An 18,155-nucleotide genomic window follows, 5' to 3' on the forward strand; every position below is an offset into this window, starting at 1 on the left:
CATTATTGTTTGCGAAGGATAAAAAGCACTTGAGATGATGGATATCCATTTTCTTTTAGACCGTAATGCAGCTGAAAAGCTTTGATTGCTTTGCGAGAGGCTGTTCCGATTTGTCCATCAATATCTCCTTTATAATATCCCAATGCACTTAAGCGAGATTGCAGTTCTTTGCACTCTTGGAAGGTAATAGGCTGAAAAGGTCTTTGCCAATCATGCACTAATCCAAGATGTCCAGCAATACGATCAGCAAGAAGGGAAACAGCAAACGCATAACGATCTGCATTATTATAATGTTTCAGAACAAAGAAATTTTTTGTGACTAAAAATATAGGTCCTTTTGCTCCATCTGGATATTTTAATATTGCTTGTTCAGCTGATGTAGGAAGAGGGTGCCCATTTGCGTGTTTTACACCTAATTTTTTCCATTGTTCAAAGGAATACCAGCCTTCAGGAAGGTTTTTCCCCTGTGGCACTTTTACCTCTACTCCCCAAATAAGATTAGGTTGCCAGCCATTTTTGTGGAGAAGGTTAGCAGCAGTAGCCAGAGCATCTGGAACAAAGTTCCAGATATCACGCCGTCCATCTTGATTTATATCAACAGCATAGGCGAGATAACTGCTTGGAATAAATTGTGTATGTCCCAATGCTCCGGCCCAAGATCCAGTGAGTTGAGAGCGTTTAATTTCACCACTTTGTAGAATTTTCATAGCAGCAATCAGCTGTGTATATGCGTATTTTTCGCGTTTTTTATCGGCATAGGCTAGGGTTGCAAGTGAGCGAATGGCATCACGCATTACACTTTTATTGGCTAAAATTTTCCCATAATTGCTTTCCATTGACCAAATAGCAAGCAGAATATTACGGTCAACACCAAAACGTTCTTCAATTTGAAGAAGCCATTTGTTCCATTTTTTTGCTTGGCGCCGTCCTTCCACAATTGCGATATCATGGACACGATTATCGAAATAGTTCCAGGAAGGAGCAACAAATTCCGGTTGGTATGCGGCGCTTTTTAGAACTTCAGGATCAATGGCATTAACACCTTTAAACGCCATATGAAACGTAGAAGGGGTAATATTGTGAGCAATAGCTATTTTTTTAAATTCTTTAATCCAGTGTTTAAATCCGCTATCAGCATATGAAAGGGATATAAAAAACATAAAAAAAGCAGAAAAAATAACGGCAGAGACAGTGAAAAGAGTTCTCCAAGCTATTGACTTTTCTTCTAAAAAAGAGAAAGTCTTCAATTCTGTTTTTTGCATTTTGAAATCCCCATTAATATTCAATTCATTAGATGTGCAATAACTTTATTTTGTATTTAGTTTAATCGATAATATGATCAAGAAGAGGAAAAAACTGAAATAAATAATTCGTTTTAATCCTTTCAATAAATTCTCAGACTCTTTTTACATTTTTGATTGCCCATTATAATGATAATCAAAACAATAAGATATCTTTTTTACCATTTCGTAAAAACATATGATAAATAAAACAAAAAAGTTATATGAATTCATTGAGGAGGGTGAGTGTGCGTAAAATCCGGAAAGCAGTATTCCCAGTAGCAGGTCTTGGTACGCGTTTCCTTCCTGCGACAAAAACGATTCCTAAAGAAATGCTAACAGTTGTTGATAAACCTGTTATTCAATATGTTGTGGATGAGGCGAGGGAAGCTGGTATTGAGCATTTTATTTTTGTGACTGGACGTAATAAAGCAGTCATTGAGGATTATTTTGATGCGCAAGTTGAATTATACACGACACTTGCTGAATGTGGAAAGAAAGAAGATCTTGCACACTTATACCGTTTACAGCCATTACCAGGGTCAACTTCTTTCACTCGGCAACAGCAACCTTTGGGATTAGGGCATGCTCTTTGGTGTGCGCGTGAATTAGTTGCAGGGGAACCTTTTGCTTTATTATTACCCGATATGTTGATACAGGCGAAAAAGGGCTGTCTTTCTGAAATGATGAGCCTTTATGAAAAGGTGGGTGGGGGGAATATTATAGCAGTTCAGGAATGCGATCCTAGAGAAACACATAAATATGGTATTGTTGGGAAAGGCAAACAGATTGCAAATGGTTTTGAAATCACAAAAATGGTAGAGAAACCGGCACAAGGAACGGCACCATCAAATTTGTACATCAATGGACGTTATATTTTGCAGCCAGAAATTTTTAATATTCTTTCCACTCAAGAACGGGGAACAGGAAATGAAATTCAATTAACAGATGCTATGATACGGCTTTCAAATGAGCAAGATTTTTGGGGTTTGCAAGTAAAAGGGCGCACTTTTGATTGCGGTTCTAAAGCTGGTTTTATTGAAGCCAACGTTGCATTTTCTTTGGCACGCGCTGATATGCACAGCCACGTTTCTGCTTCATTGAAAAATTTACTGGAAACCATTAATGTTGAAAAGTGATATAGATCTCTCACTTAATTTTATTGATCGAATTTGATTATGACAATACCGTCTCCTCATATGGCTTTGCAAGGTGCAGTAGCATCAGCGCTTAAAACACTTGCTAGTGAAAAGCAGGGGCTTGAAGCTCTTGAAAAAGCTCTGCTGGAAAGTCTTTCTTCTTCTTTTGAAGCGGCTGTTCAAACTATTAGAAATGCGCGTGGACATGTGGTCATTACTGGCCTTGGAAAAAGTGGTCATATAGGGACAAAAATTGCAGCAACCTTAGCCTCAACTGGAACACCTGCCTTTTTTGTGCACGCTGCAGAAGCCAATCATGGTGATCTTGGTATGATTGGCTCTGATGACGTTATTCTTGCTTTATCATGGTCTGGTGAAACTCAAGAGTTAAGTGGTATTATGAGTTATGCGGCGCGTTTTCGTATTCCCCTTATTGCGATGACATCAAGTAAGCACTCTGTGTTAGGACGGCAAGCTGATATTGTGCTATTATTACCAAAGATAGAAGAGGCTTGCCCCCATGGTTTAGCCCCTACAACTTCAACAATTATGCAATTGGCAATGGGAGATGCATTAGCGGTTTCTCTTTTAGAAATGCGTGGTTTTACCGCAACGGATTTCAAAATATATCATCCTGGTGGTTCTCTTGGTGCAAGCCTTAAATACGTGTGTGATATTATGCATGAGGGTGATAATATTCCTTTGGTTATGCAGGGAACAGCTATGACTGAAGCGATGAATGTTTTGGTGGAAAAACATTTTGGTTGTGTTGGTGTTGTGAATCAAGAAGGTGAACTAATCGGAATTGTAACTGATGGCGATCTTGCACGTAACATTCATTTTAATTTATCAAAATTTAATGTTGACGAGGTGATGACCAAAGCTCCTAAAGTTGTAAAGCCAAATACACTTGTTGGTGCAGCAACAGCTTTTATTAATGATCATCAGATTGGTGCATTTTTTGTGGTTGAAGATAAAAAACCGATAGGAATTGTTCATTTTCATGATCTTTTGCGCATTGGAGCTGCTTAGATTAAAGTTCCCTATCAAATAAAATGTTATTTTAGGTTGAAATAGATTGCAGGATACAAAGTTACAATTTTATTGTGAGGTGGCTTTACTGATATTTTGTGGAAGAAAATGATTATTTTACGCATTTCATAATGTTTAGAAAATTTTCAGGGTAAAGATTATACCAGCCTCTTTGCGTATTTTAGAGAGGATTTTCTATCAGGAGGAGAAAGGATATCGCCTCCTGCTTAATGTGTGTGCTCCCTCTGTTCTTAAGAGAGGTTTCCCTTGTACTTTGTTAAGATTTCCGCTTAAGGAAAAACTGTGCTCCTGTATGTGAGGTGCAGAGAAGTTGTGTGGCGTCATATGACATTGTACAATTGACTCTAGAAATTGTTCCACGGAGAATAGAGCGTATTTCAATTTCTATATTTTGGGCATTGAGATAATTATATGCTCCTTCTGATAGTTTTTCTTCTGTATCTGCTGCATGCGTTTCAAAAACACCATTGTGGAAAGAAGAAATAATACCATTCTCATCAACCCATTTTCCATCAATTCCAGTTGGCATATTTGAGTTATAATATCGCGAAAAGTTACAGGCACTTAACAGCAAGGCGGTAATTGTAAGACATAAAATATGATAGGTATGTTTCATTTATTGCACTCTATTTAGATTATTTTGCTCTCTAGTTTCTATAACATTATTAAATTACCCCATGAGTCAATATGAAAAATTTGATAAAAATCAATGAAAAAGCAAAAAAATGGAAAAAAATGCCTTAATGTTGTATTTAATTGACAGCTTGATGAATTTCGTAAGTGAAACACAAGAGGTAAAATATTTCTTATGGTTTACAACAATTTTTATATTAAGCTGCTAAGTAGTCTCAAAGGAGATTATTGACATTATGGTTGGTCCCATTCTTGTTGCGAGTGAAGATTATGGAAGACGTATAGAACTTTCTTCTATGCTGCGAGGTTTTGGTTATCGTGTCATTGAAGCAGAAAATGGTCTCCGTACGATTGATCTTTTACACAGGCGTAAAAACATTGTGCTTGCACTCCTTGATGTCGTTATGAGTGATTTGAGTGTGAGCGATTTGATTAAAATGATTAGAGTTGCTGGTGTTTCTGTTCCTATTGTCGTTATAGCACAACAAGAGAATCAGCATTTACTCCAGAAAGCTTTAACAGCTGGAGCTATTGATTATTGGATCCATCCAGTAACATTATTACGTGTAAGAGTTACTTTGGATATCCTTGCTCTTATTTCTGCCTTGGAGCATGAGGTTCGAGATATTCGGCGAAAAAAAGAGAATCATTTACGGTTTTCTGATCTTTGCGTAAAAAGTAGAGCTATGCAGATAGTATTAGAACAATCGAGACAAGCAGCAACTTCTTTACAGAATCTTTTGATAGAGGGAGAAGCTGGAACAGGACGTGAGACATTAGCTCGGATTATTCATCATGAGGGATTATTTTCGGAGGGTGTTTTTGTTCGCTTTCAATGTTCAGCCATCGTTGATCCAGAAGAAGAAAATCAGCAGTGGTTTAAAGAATTCCTACCATTGGTTTCTTCTCTTGAAAAAGGGACACTTTGCCTTTGTGATATTGATCGACTTGAGCCCATACAGCAAAAACGGTTTGCTCATTACCTTAAAGAAAGGGAAAGGGATACAAAAGGAGATTTTTTTCCTTTTCGGATCATCGCTATTTCAACATCGCGTTTAAAGGACTTGGTTAATGAGAACTTTTTTTTGCATAGTTTGTTTGAACAATTTTCTCACTTGTCTATTAGCGTTCCTGCTTTACGAGAATTAAGGGATGATTTTCCAGAGATCACACAACGTTTGATTGATCGCATTATCACAGAAACAGGGCGATCACATGTCCATGGTTTAGCAGGCTCTGCTCTTTCCTTGCTTATGCAGTATGATTGGCCTGGCAATAGAAATGAGCTTGAAACCTTTTTATTTCGTGCGATTTTACTCAGTGAAGGACCGTTATTAACTGTTCGAGATTTTCCGCAATTAATGGGAAATTCATTAATGAATGTTCCCAATATCATTGAGGGTAATATGCAAGAAGATAATGAGCAAGAATCGATAAAATTTTTGAATACTGATGGGCATGTACGTACTTTTGCAGAAATGGAGCATGATATTATAGAGAAAGCGATTAAACATTATAAAGGACATATGAGTGAGATTGCGCGCCGCCTTCATATTGGTCGCTCTACACTTTATAGAAAAATGGAAGAATTGAGAGCAATAAGAAATCAAGAACGAAAGTAAAATTCATAACAAATTTCTCTTCATGACAAGCAAGCGTTTCAAAAAAATAGAGTGGATTTTGATAAAGTCCGTGGGGGAAAGCTGAAGAAAATAATCATTTATTGTAAAATTTATCTATAGAGGATGATTTTGTAGATTTAAATCAAATATAAATTTTATGTGACTATTTTAATCGTTTGTTTCAATTTATACAATTTTAGTTAAGTTTACATTTATTAAAACAGAGAAGCATTTTTAAAAACTTTTAAATACTACCGCTAAAATTTTTGTATCATCAATATTAAATTTATACTCTCTTAAGCAAGAAGTGGCATTTTATCTGCTATACGATTAAGATAAAGTGATTAGTGTTATCGTTTGCATTACTGATGATGTGATAGTTTAAAATAGAAAGTTTGCCCTCTTTGACTCTTTTACAGATTGTTATTGGTTTTGTCCTCTTTTTTTTTATTGCATCTATGTTGGCAATCTACACCTATGGGCGTTTTGTGAAAAATGCTAGGGGGAAATGTTCTTATGCGTTACCTCTTCAGAAAGATGAAACTAAGCTTGATCGTATCGTCAGTCAATTAGCTGAGAAAGAAAATGGATTGGGGATTGATAAAGATGCCCTTTCCCTCATTATCAGCAATTTGGATGCGTTTTGTGTTCGTGCAATAGGAGCTGCAGAGGCTGGGCGTAGCCTTGATCTGATGTATTATATTTGGGATGATGATTTAACGGGGCGCCTATTATTAAGTGAAATAGTTGAGGCAGCTGATCGAGGGGTTCGGGTACGGCTTCTTTTGGATGATATTAATGCTCAGGCACGTGATCCAGCTTATATTGCACTAGATAAACATCCTTATATTGAGGTGAGAATGTTTAATCCAGGGCGATCGCGTAAAGGTGGTTTACGCCGTGGTTTAGAAATTATATTACGGGCAATTACTGTAACACGTAGAATGCATAATAAAGCTTTTATTGTTGATGGCAGGGTTGCTTTTGTAGGAGGACGTAATCTTGCAGATTCTTATTTTGATGCTGGTAAAGAATCCCATTTTCGAGATTTAGATTTGATGTTAATCGGTCCTTCTGTTAAAAAGGTAGAAAGTATCTTTGATGATTTTTGGAATAGTGCTGTTGTTTTGCCAATTCATACTTTAGTTGTTCCTAAAAGCGCAAGTGATCTTAGCTATTGGAAAGATAAATTACGAAAGTTTCGTGATTCCAAGGTTGCAAAAGTTTATTTAGATTATGTCAAAGAGCACATTAACTTTAATTGTTTTATCCAAACAGGAAAGCGGTTATTTTTAGCAGACAAAGTTGTTGTTCTTTCTGACCCTCCAGAAAAAGCATTGCGTAAAAAAGCAAGCAATTGGCTTATGAAGGCACTTTCAAAGGTTATTGGAAATGCCCAAAAAACGGTTCAGATTACGTCACCTTATTTTGTTCCTGGTAAGGTTGGCACGCAGAATTTTAGTAATTTGGTTTCAAAGGGTGTTGATGTCAAAATTCTGACAAATTCTTTAGCTGCTACTGATGTAGCATTAGTGCATGGTGGTTATGTACCTTATCGTAAGGCATTGTTGAAAAGTGGTGTTAATCTTTATGAATTAAAAGCGGAAGGCAATACTCATGGGTTACGATTGTTTCGATCGAGTAAGGCAAGTTTACATGCCAAAGCTTTTTTAATTGATCGTAAAACAGCTTTTATTGGATCTTTAAATTTTGATCCAAGATCAGCATCATTAAATACAGAAATGGGCATTCTTTTTGAATGTGCTCCCATTACAGCAAGATTAGATTTGTTGTTTTCTGAAGAAACCACAGGGGAAATGAGCTATCATCTGCGTCTTGGTGATAATAATCGTATTTATTGGGATTTTATTGAAAATGAAAAAAAATATAGCATTGACTATGAGCCAGAAAGCAATTTTTGGCGTCGCGCATTTGCAAAAATAATAAGTTGGTTACCTATTGAATCACAATTGTAAATTTTTATAAACCACACTTAAAAAAAATATTTATTTTTCTTTTCATTTTGTTTGTAGCATGGCATAATTTTTTGCCAATCTACCATGTATGAGAACCGCAGTTGTATTTTAAAGCTTCTTGCGGTGTTTTATTATAAAAGGAATTTTGATATGGCAAAGATTGTTGAAACGGGGACAGGTGCATTGGCACTGACTTTTGATGATGTACTTTTACAACCCGGTCATTCTCTTGTTATGCCTAGTCAAGTGGATCTCAGTACGCGCATTGCAGCGGATATTAAGCTCAATTTGCCATTGCTTTCTGCGGCAATGGATACGGTAACAGAATCGCGTTTGGCAATTGCTATGGCTCAAGCTGGTGGTCTTGGGGTTATTCATCGTAATATGTCTCCTGCAGAGCAGGCAGAAGAAGTTCGCCAAGTAAAAAAGTTTGAATCTGGTATGGTTGTTAATCCAGTCACCATTGGACCAGATGCAACACTTGAAGAAGCAAAATCTTTGATGCGCTCTCATGGTATTTCCGGTATTCCGGTTGTTGAAAATGGTGCTAAAGGTGAAACTGCTGGACGGCTTGTTGGCATTTTGACAAATAGGGATGTGCGTTTTGCATCGGATCCTAAACAAAAAATTTATGAATTAATGACGCATGAAAATTTAATCACAGTGCGTGAAAATGTTCAACTCAGTGAAGCGAAGTATCTTTTACATCATCATCGTATTGAAAAATTATTAGTTGTGGATGAACAGAATCGTTGTGTCGGACTGATAACAGTTAAGGATATTGAAAAAGCAAAATTAAATCCAAACGCTGCCAAAGATTCACAAGGTCGCTTGCGTGTTGCAGCTGCAAGTAGTGTAGGGAACGATGGGTTTGAGCGGGCTGAACGATTAATTGATGCAGGCGTTGATATTCTAGTAATTGATACTGCACATGGACATTCTCAGCGTGTATTAGACACTGTTGAGCGTATTAAAAAAATGACGTTTTCTCCAGCTATTATTGCTGGTAATGTGGCGACTGCTCAAGCAACACAGGCTTTGATTGACAGTGGTGCGGATGCTATAAAAGTTGGGATTGGTCCTGGTTCTATTTGCACAACGCGAATTGTTGCAGGTGTTGGTGTTCCTCAGCTTGCAGCCATTATGAATGCTGCAGAAGTTGCTGAAAAAGCGGGCATTCCCGTTATTGCTGATGGGGGGATAAAAGCTTCGGGTGATTTTGCTAAAGCCTTAGCAGGTGGGGCTTGTGCTGCTATGATTGGCTCTCTTTTAGCGGGTACAGAAGAAAGTCCTGGCGAAGTTTATCTTTATCAAGGACGATCCTTTAAAGCTTATCGCGGCATGGGATCTGTTGGTGCTATGGCACGAGGATCGGCAGATCGCTATTTTCAAGATGATGTTCGTGATGAACTTAAGTTGGTTCCTGAAGGTGTGGAGGGGCAGGTGGCTTATAAAGGTCCTATAGCATCAGTTCTACATCAGCTTGCTGGTGGACTTCGTGCTTCGATGGGGTATGTTGGAGCAAAAGATCTCGTAGAGTTTCGTGAAAAAGCAACGTTTGTACGTATTACGAATGCGGGACTCCATGAAAGTCATACGCATGATGTTTCTATCACACGAGAGAGTCCAAATTATCGTGGGCCAGTTTAAAGAAACAAGAGCCTAATATCATATTGCATAAATATAAAATTTTCCGAGAACAAGAAAGAGAGACTGCGCTTTTTTCTGTTTGTAATTTGGTGTAATAATCCCAAAAAGGAAAGAATTAGAGGTTAAAGTTCTAATTCTTTCTGTTAAGACTATATGAAATAAGTTATATAAAATTAGAATTAACTTTTTGTTGTCTTCCGTCCAGTCTTTGACGCACGTTGGCGAGTGTTTGTCTGATCACTTTGGACGGATTTCTTTCCGTTGTTTGAGGGCATTGTATTATGACGGCTTTTAGACGAAGTTGTTTTTCCATTATTATAAGTCATTATTTTCTCCTTTAAAATTGTCTGGCAGTTGCCATTAGAGTAAAAACGGTCATGCCAAATAGTGGTTCCAAGCATTTTCTAAAAAGTTAATTTTTTGTTGAACGTAAGATGAGCTTGTTTAATTTTATGAGAAGATTTTTTCTATTGTTCAGACAATCCTCGTAAACTTTATTTTACGCAAATAAATTAAAGAGTTTGTTTTTTTCGTAATGCATGGCGGAAATAAGTTTTTTATGGATGGCTACGTATCTTTTAGTATAAGAGGTAGAAGGATAAAAAACGAATGGGCAGAAGATGAAAGGAAAAATTTAGATACTCTAAATTGGATCTTATAAAAAAGTATGATCAGATCATTTTAATATTGAATGTAAATTTTTTATGGCGTTGAGAAGGTTTCATTGGCAAGAAGGCGATAATATTATTTTTTTAGATGATTTAAAATTTTATTATTTTAATGGGAGAAATGAATGCGATTAGGTGGGCGTTTGCAAGCAGCAATAGATGTTCTCACAGAGATAGAAATGAAGCATCGCCCAGTAGGAGAAGCTTTAAAGGATTGGGGTCTTTCTCATCGCTTTGCTGGAGCAGGTGATCGTGCAGCTATTGGTACAATCGTTTATGATGTTTTAAGACGACGTTATTCTTTACAATGGCGTATGGAGAGTGATGATATCCGAGATATCGTTTTTGGTGCCTTATTAGATTCTGGAAAAATGACGCTGGAGCAAATTGACGGTGAGTTGACAGAAGATCGGTTTGCACCGCAGTTATTAGGGGCTAAACAGCGTAAATCGTGGCAAGGTCAGCAATTAGTGGATGCTCCAGACTATATTCGTGGTGATATTCCGCAATGGTGTCAAGCGCATCTGCGTCCTTTATTTGGTGATAATTGGATCACTGAAGCGGCTGCGTTAGCAACGCGTCCTTCTTTAGACCTACGGGTAAATAACCTAAAGGCAACACCAGAAAAGGTGCTGAAAGAATTAGCAAAAACCAAACTTAAATCTTTTCCATGGTTTGGGCAAGCTTTAAGAATTGCACCGATTGAAAAGTTTAATCGTCATCCCAATGTTCAAGTGGAACCAGCTTTTCAAAAAGGACACTTTGAAATACAGGATTTAGGATCTCAAATTGTTGCTCACCTTGTGGAAGCGCAAGAGAGCATGCAGGTATTAGATTATTGTGCAGGTGCTGGTGGCAAAACATTAGCTTTAGCTTCCGATATGAACAATCGTGGGCAAATTTATGCTTATGATTCCGATAAAGCGCGCTTAGCTCCTATTTTTGATCGTCTTCGACGCGCTGGTGTTCGTAATGTACAAACACGAGCACAAAAAGAAGAATTGAAGCCATTAATAGGCCAGATGGATAGAGTTCTACTAGATGCACCATGTAGTGGGACAGGAACATGGCGTCGTCGTCCAGATGCGAAATGGCGTTTAACATTAGAACAAGTGAAACAACGCCAAACAGAACAGAGGGATATTTTGAATGAAGCGATAGCTTATCTTAAGCCAAATGGGCGCTTAATCTATATTACCTGTTCTCTTTTTACAGATGAAAATGAGGAACAAATTTCCCATTTCCTTCAACAACATTCTCATTTTTCTCCAATAGATATGCCAGCGCTTTGGCAGAAACATTTTAGTTTTTCTCCTGTGCAACCAGTTTTTTCAAATTATGGACTTACTTTGTCGCCAGCCACAACACAAACAGATGGGTTCTTTTTATCTGTGTTGCAAAAAAAACATTGATCCATATTTTTGCACTTTTTATCATAAACTTTACGAGAATAATCTTTTTCGTAAGAAAATAGGCTTGTGAAAAGAGAAAGATTAAATCATAACTCTCATGAGTTTTCTTTTACAATTGTTGATTGGTTTTCTATGAGCATATCACATCCAGACACTGTTCTTATTATTGACTTTGGTTCACAAGTTACACAACTTATTGCACGACGGGTACGAGCAATGGGGGTATATTGTGAAATTGCTCCTTTTCAATTGGCTTTAGAAGCTGTGCGCCGCATAAATCCTAAAGCTATTATTTTATCAGGGAGTCCTTATTCCGTTATTGATGAGGGCTCTCCGCGTGCTCCAATGGAAATTTTTGAGGCGGGTGTTCCGATTTTGGGTATTTGCTATGGTGAACAAGTCATGTGTGTTCAGCTTGGAGGAAAGGTTGAAGCTGGACATGAGCGTGAATTTGGGCGTGCTTTTTTGGAAGTTCAAGAAGAGAGTGCCCTTTTTGATGGAGTGTGGGAAAAAGGTTCTCGTTATCAAGTATGGATGAGCCATGGTGACCGTGTGGCAGCTTTACCAGAAGGTTTTCGTGTCATAGGAACCTCAAAAGGAGCTCCCTATGCGGCTATTGCGGATGAAAAAAGACATTTTTATGCGGTACAGTTTCATCCTGAAGTTATCCATACACCGGATGGTACAAAACTTTTGCAAAATTTTGTTCATAAGATCTCTGCTATTAAAGGCAATTGGTCAATGGCTTCTTATCGTGAGCAGGCAATTGCTACGATACGACAAAAAGTTGGGAAAAGTCGTGTGATTTGTGGTCTTTCAGGGGGAGTGGATTCATCTGTTGTAGCGGTACTCCTTCATGAAGCTATAGGAGATCAACTGACATGTATTTTGGTAGACCATGGGCTGATGCGCAAGAATGAAGCTGAAGAAGTTCTCACGCTCTTTCGTGATCATTATAATATAGAGCTTATTCACGTTAATGCTGCTGATGTGTTTCTTAATGCTTTAAAAGGTGAGACAGATCCAGAAAAAAAACGCAAAACAATTGGTCGCCTTTTTATTGAAGTTTTTGAAGAAGAAACGAAAAAAATAGGAGGTGCAGAGTTTTTAGCACAAGGAACACTTTATCCAGATGTTATTGAGAGTGTGTCTGCTATTGGTGAAACGGTAACCATTAAAAGCCATCATAATGTGGGTGGGCTACCAGAACAGATGAAGATGAAACTTGTAGAACCGTTGCGTGAGCTCTTTAAGGATGAGGTTCGCTCGCTAGGGCGAGAGTTAGGGCTACCGGAGCAGTTTATTGGTCGCCATCCTTTTCCAGGTCCCGGCCTTGCAATTCGGTGTCCAGGTGCTGTAACACGTGAAAAATTAGAAATTTTACGTGAAGCAGATGCTATTTATCTTGAGGAAATCCATAAAGCTGGTCTTTATGACGAAATTTGGCAAGCTTTTGCTGTTCTTCTTCCTGTTCAAACTGTTGGCGTGATGGGGGATGGTCGCACTTATGAATTTGTTTGTGCTCTTCGCGCCGTCACATCTGTAGATGGAATGACTGCTGATTTTTATCCTTATGATATGGCGTTTTTAAGTAAGACAGCAGCACGTATTATTAACGAAGTTAGAGGGATTAATCGTGTTGTATATGATGTAACCTCAAAGCCTCCTAGTACTATTGAATGGGAATAATTAAAATGAAGGATAAGTCTTTTAAGAATAAAATATGACTGAGGGTTTGATATTCGAAAAGTGTAGAAAAAATCATTTAAAAATGATTGTGTATTTTCATATGATATAAGCTTTTATCTGGCAATCTGTACGTCAATATCGTTTAAAATTGAGAAGTGTGGGATTTTGCATGTCTGAGAAAAAAATTGTTGCACACCGTGGAGGAGCTCATCTTTATCCTGAAAATACCATTTCGGCATTTAATAATGCTATAGCGTTAGGTGTTGATGAAGTTGAATGCGACGTTCATTTGCTGAAAAGCGGTGAAGTGGTTGTCTTTCATGACTTCCGTCTAGACCAATTGGTTGGAAAAAAGGGGTATATTCACGACATTGATAATGAAACACGCAAACAACTCTGCGTAAAAGGAAGCCAAGAAGCACCTCCCTTATTAGAAGAAGTGCTTGATCTTTTAGCACCAACGAATGTTGCATTGCATCTTGAAATCAAGACATGCGGTGAAGTGGAGCGCGAAACAATATTATCCCAAAAAGCGCTTGCGCTAATAAAAAGCCGAAATTTATCAGAACGGGTTTCTGCAATTAGTTTTGATCCTTTTATCCTTCGTCCTTTTATTGAAGCAGGAATACCATCTGGTCCATGTGTTGATAATTTTGAAGGTGATATGTACCGTCATTTTTCTGAATGGAAGCAATTAGGTTATTCTGATCTAAGTTTAGATGGCTCTATTGTTTCACAGAACTTTATTGAATCTGCTCTTGAGGCTGGTTTTACTGTAGGGGTATGGACAATTAATGGAAAAGCTCGGTTATCATATTGGCTTGATATGCCTGTACATTATATTACGACAGATCAACCTGATCTCGCATTACAATTGTGTGCACAAAGGTAAAAATACATCAACACAAAAGGAACTATATATCTTCATAAAGTTAGCGTAATGAAAGAAGAAAAATTATCTAATATATAACAATAATACATTGATTATAATCATAATTAATATTTTACTCATGTGAGTAAGAGACCTTAATACGTAAGATTCTCTTATTTAAAATATTTTTACAATGAATCAATCAAAATCATTCGTTTGAACATTACAAGCAGGGTTGGAGTGTGGATAAAAAATGATTGAGAAAAGAATAAAAATATTCATTTAACATATTTCAAATGCAAGGCTTGTTTAAGCATTAGGGTCGCACATGATGATGTCGTTTTGCACTTTTATGAAGTGTAAAAATGATGGCATACAAAAAGTCTTATATACTTTAATGGAGAGGCTTTAGGGCTTATTTTATAGGTTCTATCATGAAATGTAGATGTATTGAAAGATTTTTTAACAGCATGGAAATTGGTCATACAGTGTCATTTTGTTTTGCGTGAGGGGTGTGACCTTGTTACAGGGAAAGAGACTATTAAGCGCTTCAAAATGATTTTCTTAATTTTAAAAAAATTCTATTTGTCTCTTCTTTAAATTCAGTAGCAGCATCGTGTTAAAGTTATAAGCCGAAAGTTATAAGACAAATAATAAAAGAATAAACAATTCTTTTTAAAAAAGTAAATCCAGATATTAAAATAGTCATTGAATGATATTTACGATCCATATCTTTTTACCAAGTGACTTTGCTTATTTAAGCCATCTCACTTTTTTCAGATAGTTACAAACGCGTATTTCGTGAATACATAAGAAAGCTTATAAAAGAAAATAAATAAATTTAAACAAATTCATTTGACCTTTAAGTGGTTCCTGTTTAAATGAGAGAATATGTTTCTGAAATAAAACAGTCATAGCATGTTCATGTGTAATACTATAAATTTAGGGGTAGTTTGTATTCCATCACTTCAGAAAGGGTGAAGCATGAGTCGTTTTTATCTTTCCATAGCGGCCACGGTTGCTATCATAATGTCCACAGCGGGGATGACAGAAAGTTTTGCACAGACAAAAATCAGCTTTTGGCATTCTATGAGTGGTGAATTAGGAAAGCAAACTGAAAGTCTCATTAACGATTTTAATGCAAGTCAATCTGAGTATAAAGTTGTTTCTTCATTTCGCGGTGAATATGAAGAGGGATTGATTTCACTCATTGCAGCATTTCGTGGAAAGAAACAGCCAGTACTTGCTCAAATTTATGACGTTGGTACTGGAACTATGATGGCTGCAAAAGGCGCAATCTACCCATTTTATCAACTTATGGCTGATACAAAACAAGAATTTGATCCTACAGATTATTTCCCTGCTATTAGTGGTTATTACTCCGATGAACAGGGACGTATCGTCTCTATGCCATTTAATATTTCAACACCCATCCTTTATTATAACAAAGATATCTTTAAAAAAGCAGGGCTTGATCCAGAACAGCCTCCTAGAACATGGCAAGATATAGAAAACTTTTCCAAGAAAATTCTTGAGACTAAAGCGGCGACTTGTGGTTTTACAATGGCTTATGCCGCTCAATGGATTGGTATAGAAAATTTTTCAGCGTTGCATAATGTTCCTTTTGGAACGAAGGAAAATGGCTTCAAAGGACTTGATTCAGAACTTACATTTAATGGACCTTTACAAGTGCGTATGTGGACTGACCTGAAAAAGTGGTCTGATCAAGGTATTTTCCGTTACGGTGGTCCAGCAGGTGCATTAGATTCAACACCAATGTTTATGGCACAAAATTGTGCAATTTTTATGCAATCTTCAGGATCACATGCTGGGATTGTTTCTGAAGCGCAGTTTAATGTGGGGGTTGGTATGCTACCGTACTATAAGGATACAGAAGGAGCACCACAAAATTCAGTTATTGGGGGAGCTTCTATTTGGGCGTTTAAGGGACATACTCCAAAGGAATATGCAGGGGCAGCCGCTTTTCTTAAATTTCTTTCAAAAACAGAAAATCAAGCAAAATGGCATCAGGAAACAGGTTATCTCCCAACCACAAAAGCGACTTATGAATTGAGCAAAAAACAACATTTCTATGAAAAAACGCCAGGTGCGGATATAGCTATCAAACAGATTAATCTTAATCCACCAACAGTTAACTCAAAAGGGATAAGATTTGGTAATTTACCACAAATTCGTGCCATTCTTGATCAAGAGTTGGAAGCTGTTCTTAGTGGTTCAAAAACGCCGAAAGATGGTTTAGATGAGACCGTTGAACGTGGAAATAAACTCTTGCGTGAATTTGAAAGATCTAATCATTAATTTCGTTTTATTGTTAAACATTAAAGACTCAACAAAAACGGTTGAGTCCTTTTTGTTTACTTTTTTAAAGTCTCTACATTTAAAGAGCCCTACGAATGCAAGAAAAACATGCATATTTTAAAAATAGTCTACTTTCTTACGGATTGCTTTTTCCTCAGCTTCTTGTGACTTTTTTGTTTTTCTTTTGGCCTGCTGCCCAAGCAATAAAATCATCTTTTGAGCGTGAAGACCCTTTTGGCTTTACAACAACCTTTATTGGTTTTGAGAATTATCTAACCGTTCTTTCTGATCCTACTTATCGGCAATCGCTTCTTACAACCGCAGTATTTTCCATCTCAGTTACTGTCGCTTCAATGACAATATCACTTCTCTTAGCTGTCTGTGTTGATCGTGTCATACGTGCAAAAAAGGCTTATACAATGCTTTTGCTCTGGCCCTATGCTGTTGCTCCAGTATTGGCAGGTATATTGTGGCTGTTTATCTTTCATCCCACCATCGGAATTATCCCTTTTTTTCTCGAGAAAATAGGGGTGCTATGGAATTATCGTATTAATGGCACTCAAGCAATGATTCTTATTGTCATTGCGGCTAGTTGGAAACAAATTTCTTATAATTTTCTCTTTTTTCTTACAGGTCTTCAGTCTGTTCCGCGTTCTCAAATAGAAGCAGCCGCCATTGATGGTGCTGGTCCCTTTAAACGATTTTGGACAGTGGTTTTCCCGCAAATTTCACCAACGACGTTTTTCCTTCTTATTGTCAATGTCAATTATGTTATGTTTGATACTTTTGGTATTATTGATAATACAACTTCTGGAGGTCCTGCGCGTGCAACGAGCATCCTCGTCTATAAAGTATATGACGATGGCTTTAGAAATCAAATAATCGGTGCATCAGCAGCACAATCAACAATATTGATGTTGATGGTTATTGTCTTAACGTTTATCCAGTTTCGCTGGATTGAGCGCCGTGTACAATATTAGGAAACAAATTATGGTTGAAAATCGCCCTGTTTTGAAATTTCTAACCCATATTATTCTCATTGTTGGTATTATCATTATTTGCTTTCCAGTTTATGTTGCTATCATTGCATCAACTCATAGTTCAGCAGCATTTAACTCAGGAACACTTCCTCTTTTGCCTGGGAAATATGCTCTGGAAAATTATAAAACAATCTTTGGTGATGGCCTTGCACAGCTGGGTTTGCCCAACCTCTGGCCACTCTTAATGAATTCATTCATTATGGCTCTTGGGATTAGCGTTGGAAAAATTATTATTTCACTTTTGTCTGCTTATGCAATTATTTACATGCGCTTTCCCTTCCGAAAAACTGCTTTTGTTCTTATTTTTGTTACATTGATGCTCCCTGTCGAAGTTCGTATTCTTCCAACCTATGAGATTGTTGCAAAATTGGGGATGGTCAACACCTATAGTGGAATGATTATTCCACTTATTGCATCTGCAACCGCTACATTTTTATTTCGCCAGTTTTTTTTGACTGTTCCAGATGAACTCTTAGAGGCGGCACGTGTTGATGGTGCAGGTCCAGTTAAATTTTTTAAGGATATTCTTCTTCCTCTTAGTAAAAGCAATATCGCTGCTTTATTTATCATTATGTTCATTTATGGATGGATACAATATCTCTGGCCTCTTATCATCACAACGGATCAAAATCATCAAACGATCCTTATTATTTTAAAACAGCTTATTGTCGAATCACTTCAACATGATCCTCAATGGAATATACTCATGGCAGTATCGGTTGTTGCCATGGTTCCTCCTGTTCTTGTTGTTATCTTCATGCAGCGGCTTTTTATCAAAGGCCTTATTGAAACGGAGAAGTAAT

At 37.2% G+C, this 18,155-nt stretch carries 14 protein-coding genes; 11 read left to right on the top strand and 3 right to left on the bottom strand.

Annotated elements, in window-relative coordinates:
• Positions 1-2: 2 nt before the first annotated feature.
• Positions 3-1,262 carry a lytic murein transglycosylase gene (locus tag ACFING_RS04025; protein WP_375621169.1) on the bottom strand — a complete coding sequence of 420 codons (1,260 nt, stop codon included), beginning with the start codon at positions 1,260-1,262 and terminating at the stop codon, positions 3-5.
• Positions 1,263-1,528: 266 nt separating this feature from the next.
• On the opposite strand from ACFING_RS04025, the gene ACFING_RS04030 reads away from it, so the two are divergent.
• A complete protein-coding gene (locus ACFING_RS04030) occupies positions 1,529-2,419 on the top strand; it encodes a UTP--glucose-1-phosphate uridylyltransferase (protein ID WP_375621170.1) in 891 nt (296 codons plus the stop codon).
• 39 nt (positions 2,420-2,458) lie between these two features.
• Entirely contained in the window at positions 2,459-3,451 is a 993-nt protein-coding gene (locus ACFING_RS04035; RefSeq protein ID WP_375611850.1) for an SIS domain-containing protein, read from the top strand.
• Positions 3,452-3,728: 277 nt separating this feature from the next.
• On the opposite strand, the gene ACFING_RS04040 is transcribed toward ACFING_RS04035, so the two are convergent.
• Entirely contained in the window at positions 3,729-4,088 is a 360-nt protein-coding gene (locus ACFING_RS04040) for a hypothetical protein (protein WP_375611849.1), read from the bottom strand.
• Between the two features lie 253 nt (positions 4,089-4,341).
• Between ACFING_RS04040 and ACFING_RS04045 the strand changes: the two genes are divergently transcribed.
• From ACFING_RS04045 to guaB, 3 genes are all read left to right on the top strand, one after another.
• On the top strand, positions 4,342-5,727 hold the full coding sequence (locus ACFING_RS04045) for a sigma-54-dependent transcriptional regulator (protein ID WP_375611848.1): 1,386 nt from the start codon (positions 4,342-4,344) through the stop codon (positions 5,725-5,727).
• A 404-nt stretch (positions 5,728-6,131) separates the two neighbouring features.
• Positions 6,132-7,703: a phospholipase D family protein gene (locus ACFING_RS04050; protein ID WP_375629995.1), complete on the top strand. Its 1,572-nt coding sequence runs from the start codon at positions 6,132-6,134 to the stop codon at positions 7,701-7,703.
• Between the two features lie 150 nt (positions 7,704-7,853).
• Positions 7,854-9,353 (top strand): IMP dehydrogenase, encoded by a 1,500-nt coding sequence (gene guaB / locus ACFING_RS04055; protein ID WP_375629996.1) that lies wholly within the window; start codon positions 7,854-7,856, stop codon positions 9,351-9,353.
• Positions 9,354-9,532: 179 nt separating this feature from the next.
• Here guaB and ACFING_RS04060 read toward each other — a convergent pair whose 3' ends face one another.
• Positions 9,533-9,679, bottom strand: a complete 147-nt coding sequence (locus ACFING_RS04060) for a hypothetical protein (RefSeq protein WP_273722522.1) — start codon at positions 9,677-9,679, stop codon at positions 9,533-9,535.
• Between the two features lie 467 nt (positions 9,680-10,146).
• Here ACFING_RS04060 and ACFING_RS04065 point away from each other — a divergent pair, with 467 nt between their 5' ends.
• From ACFING_RS04065 to ugpE, 6 genes are all read left to right on the top strand, one after another.
• Positions 10,147-11,433, top strand: coding sequence for an RsmB/NOP family class I SAM-dependent RNA methyltransferase (locus ACFING_RS04065; RefSeq protein ID WP_375627664.1), 1,287 nt, complete (start codon positions 10,147-10,149; stop codon positions 11,431-11,433).
• Positions 11,434-11,565: 132 nt separating this feature from the next.
• Positions 11,566-13,122 (top strand): glutamine-hydrolyzing GMP synthase, encoded by a 1,557-nt coding sequence (gene guaA / locus ACFING_RS04070; RefSeq protein ID WP_375629997.1) that lies wholly within the window; start codon positions 11,566-11,568, stop codon positions 13,120-13,122.
• Positions 13,123-13,291: 169 nt separating this feature from the next.
• The gene (locus tag ACFING_RS04075) at positions 13,292-14,014 is read left to right on the top strand and encodes a glycerophosphodiester phosphodiesterase (protein ID WP_375629998.1); all 723 of its coding nucleotides are present in this window, start codon (positions 13,292-13,294) and stop codon (positions 14,012-14,014) included.
• 963 nt (positions 14,015-14,977) lie between these two features.
• Positions 14,978-16,312: a sn-glycerol-3-phosphate ABC transporter substrate-binding protein UgpB gene (gene ugpB, locus ACFING_RS04080; RefSeq protein WP_375618067.1), complete on the top strand. Its 1,335-nt coding sequence runs from the start codon at positions 14,978-14,980 to the stop codon at positions 16,310-16,312.
• A gap of 95 nt (positions 16,313-16,407) precedes the next feature.
• A complete protein-coding gene (ugpA, locus tag ACFING_RS04085) occupies positions 16,408-17,292 on the top strand; it encodes a sn-glycerol-3-phosphate ABC transporter permease UgpA (RefSeq protein WP_375621175.1) in 885 nt (294 codons plus the stop codon).
• Positions 17,293-17,302: 10 nt separating this feature from the next.
• The gene (gene ugpE / locus ACFING_RS04090) at positions 17,303-18,154 is read left to right on the top strand and encodes a sn-glycerol-3-phosphate ABC transporter permease UgpE (RefSeq protein ID WP_375613289.1); all 852 of its coding nucleotides are present in this window, start codon (positions 17,303-17,305) and stop codon (positions 18,152-18,154) included.
• Position 18,155 lies beyond the last annotated feature (1 nt).

The organism is Bartonella sp. AP150HLJHH, from assembly GCF_042196385.1.
Classification (GTDB): domain Bacteria; phylum Pseudomonadota; class Alphaproteobacteria; order Rhizobiales; family Rhizobiaceae; genus Bartonella.

Coding starts and splice junctions, on each gene's coding strand:
- ACFING_RS04025 (WP_375621169.1), bottom strand. CDS start 1,262: ATGCAAAAAACAGAATTGAAGACTTTCTCTTTTTTAGAAGAAAAGTCA.
- ACFING_RS04035 (WP_375611850.1), top strand. CDS start 2,459: ATGACAATACCGTCTCCTCATATGGCTTTGCAAGGTGCAGTAGCATCA.
- ACFING_RS04040 (WP_375611849.1), bottom strand. CDS start 4,088: ATGAAACATACCTATCATATTTTATGTCTTACAATTACCGCCTTGCTG.
- ACFING_RS04045 (WP_375611848.1), top strand. CDS start 4,342: ATGGTTGGTCCCATTCTTGTTGCGAGTGAAGATTATGGAAGACGTATA.
- guaB (WP_375629996.1), top strand. CDS start 7,854: ATGGCAAAGATTGTTGAAACGGGGACAGGTGCATTGGCACTGACTTTT.
- ACFING_RS04060 (WP_273722522.1), bottom strand. CDS start 9,679: ATGACTTATAATAATGGAAAAACAACTTCGTCTAAAAGCCGTCATAAT.
- ACFING_RS04065 (WP_375627664.1), top strand. CDS start 10,147: ATGCGATTAGGTGGGCGTTTGCAAGCAGCAATAGATGTTCTCACAGAG.
- guaA (WP_375629997.1), top strand. CDS start 11,566: ATGAGCATATCACATCCAGACACTGTTCTTATTATTGACTTTGGTTCA.
- ACFING_RS04075 (WP_375629998.1), top strand. CDS start 13,292: ATGTCTGAGAAAAAAATTGTTGCACACCGTGGAGGAGCTCATCTTTAT.
- ugpB (WP_375618067.1), top strand. CDS start 14,978: ATGAGTCGTTTTTATCTTTCCATAGCGGCCACGGTTGCTATCATAATG.
- ugpA (WP_375621175.1), top strand. CDS start 16,408: ATGCAAGAAAAACATGCATATTTTAAAAATAGTCTACTTTCTTACGGA.
- ugpE (WP_375613289.1), top strand. CDS start 17,303: ATGGTTGAAAATCGCCCTGTTTTGAAATTTCTAACCCATATTATTCTC.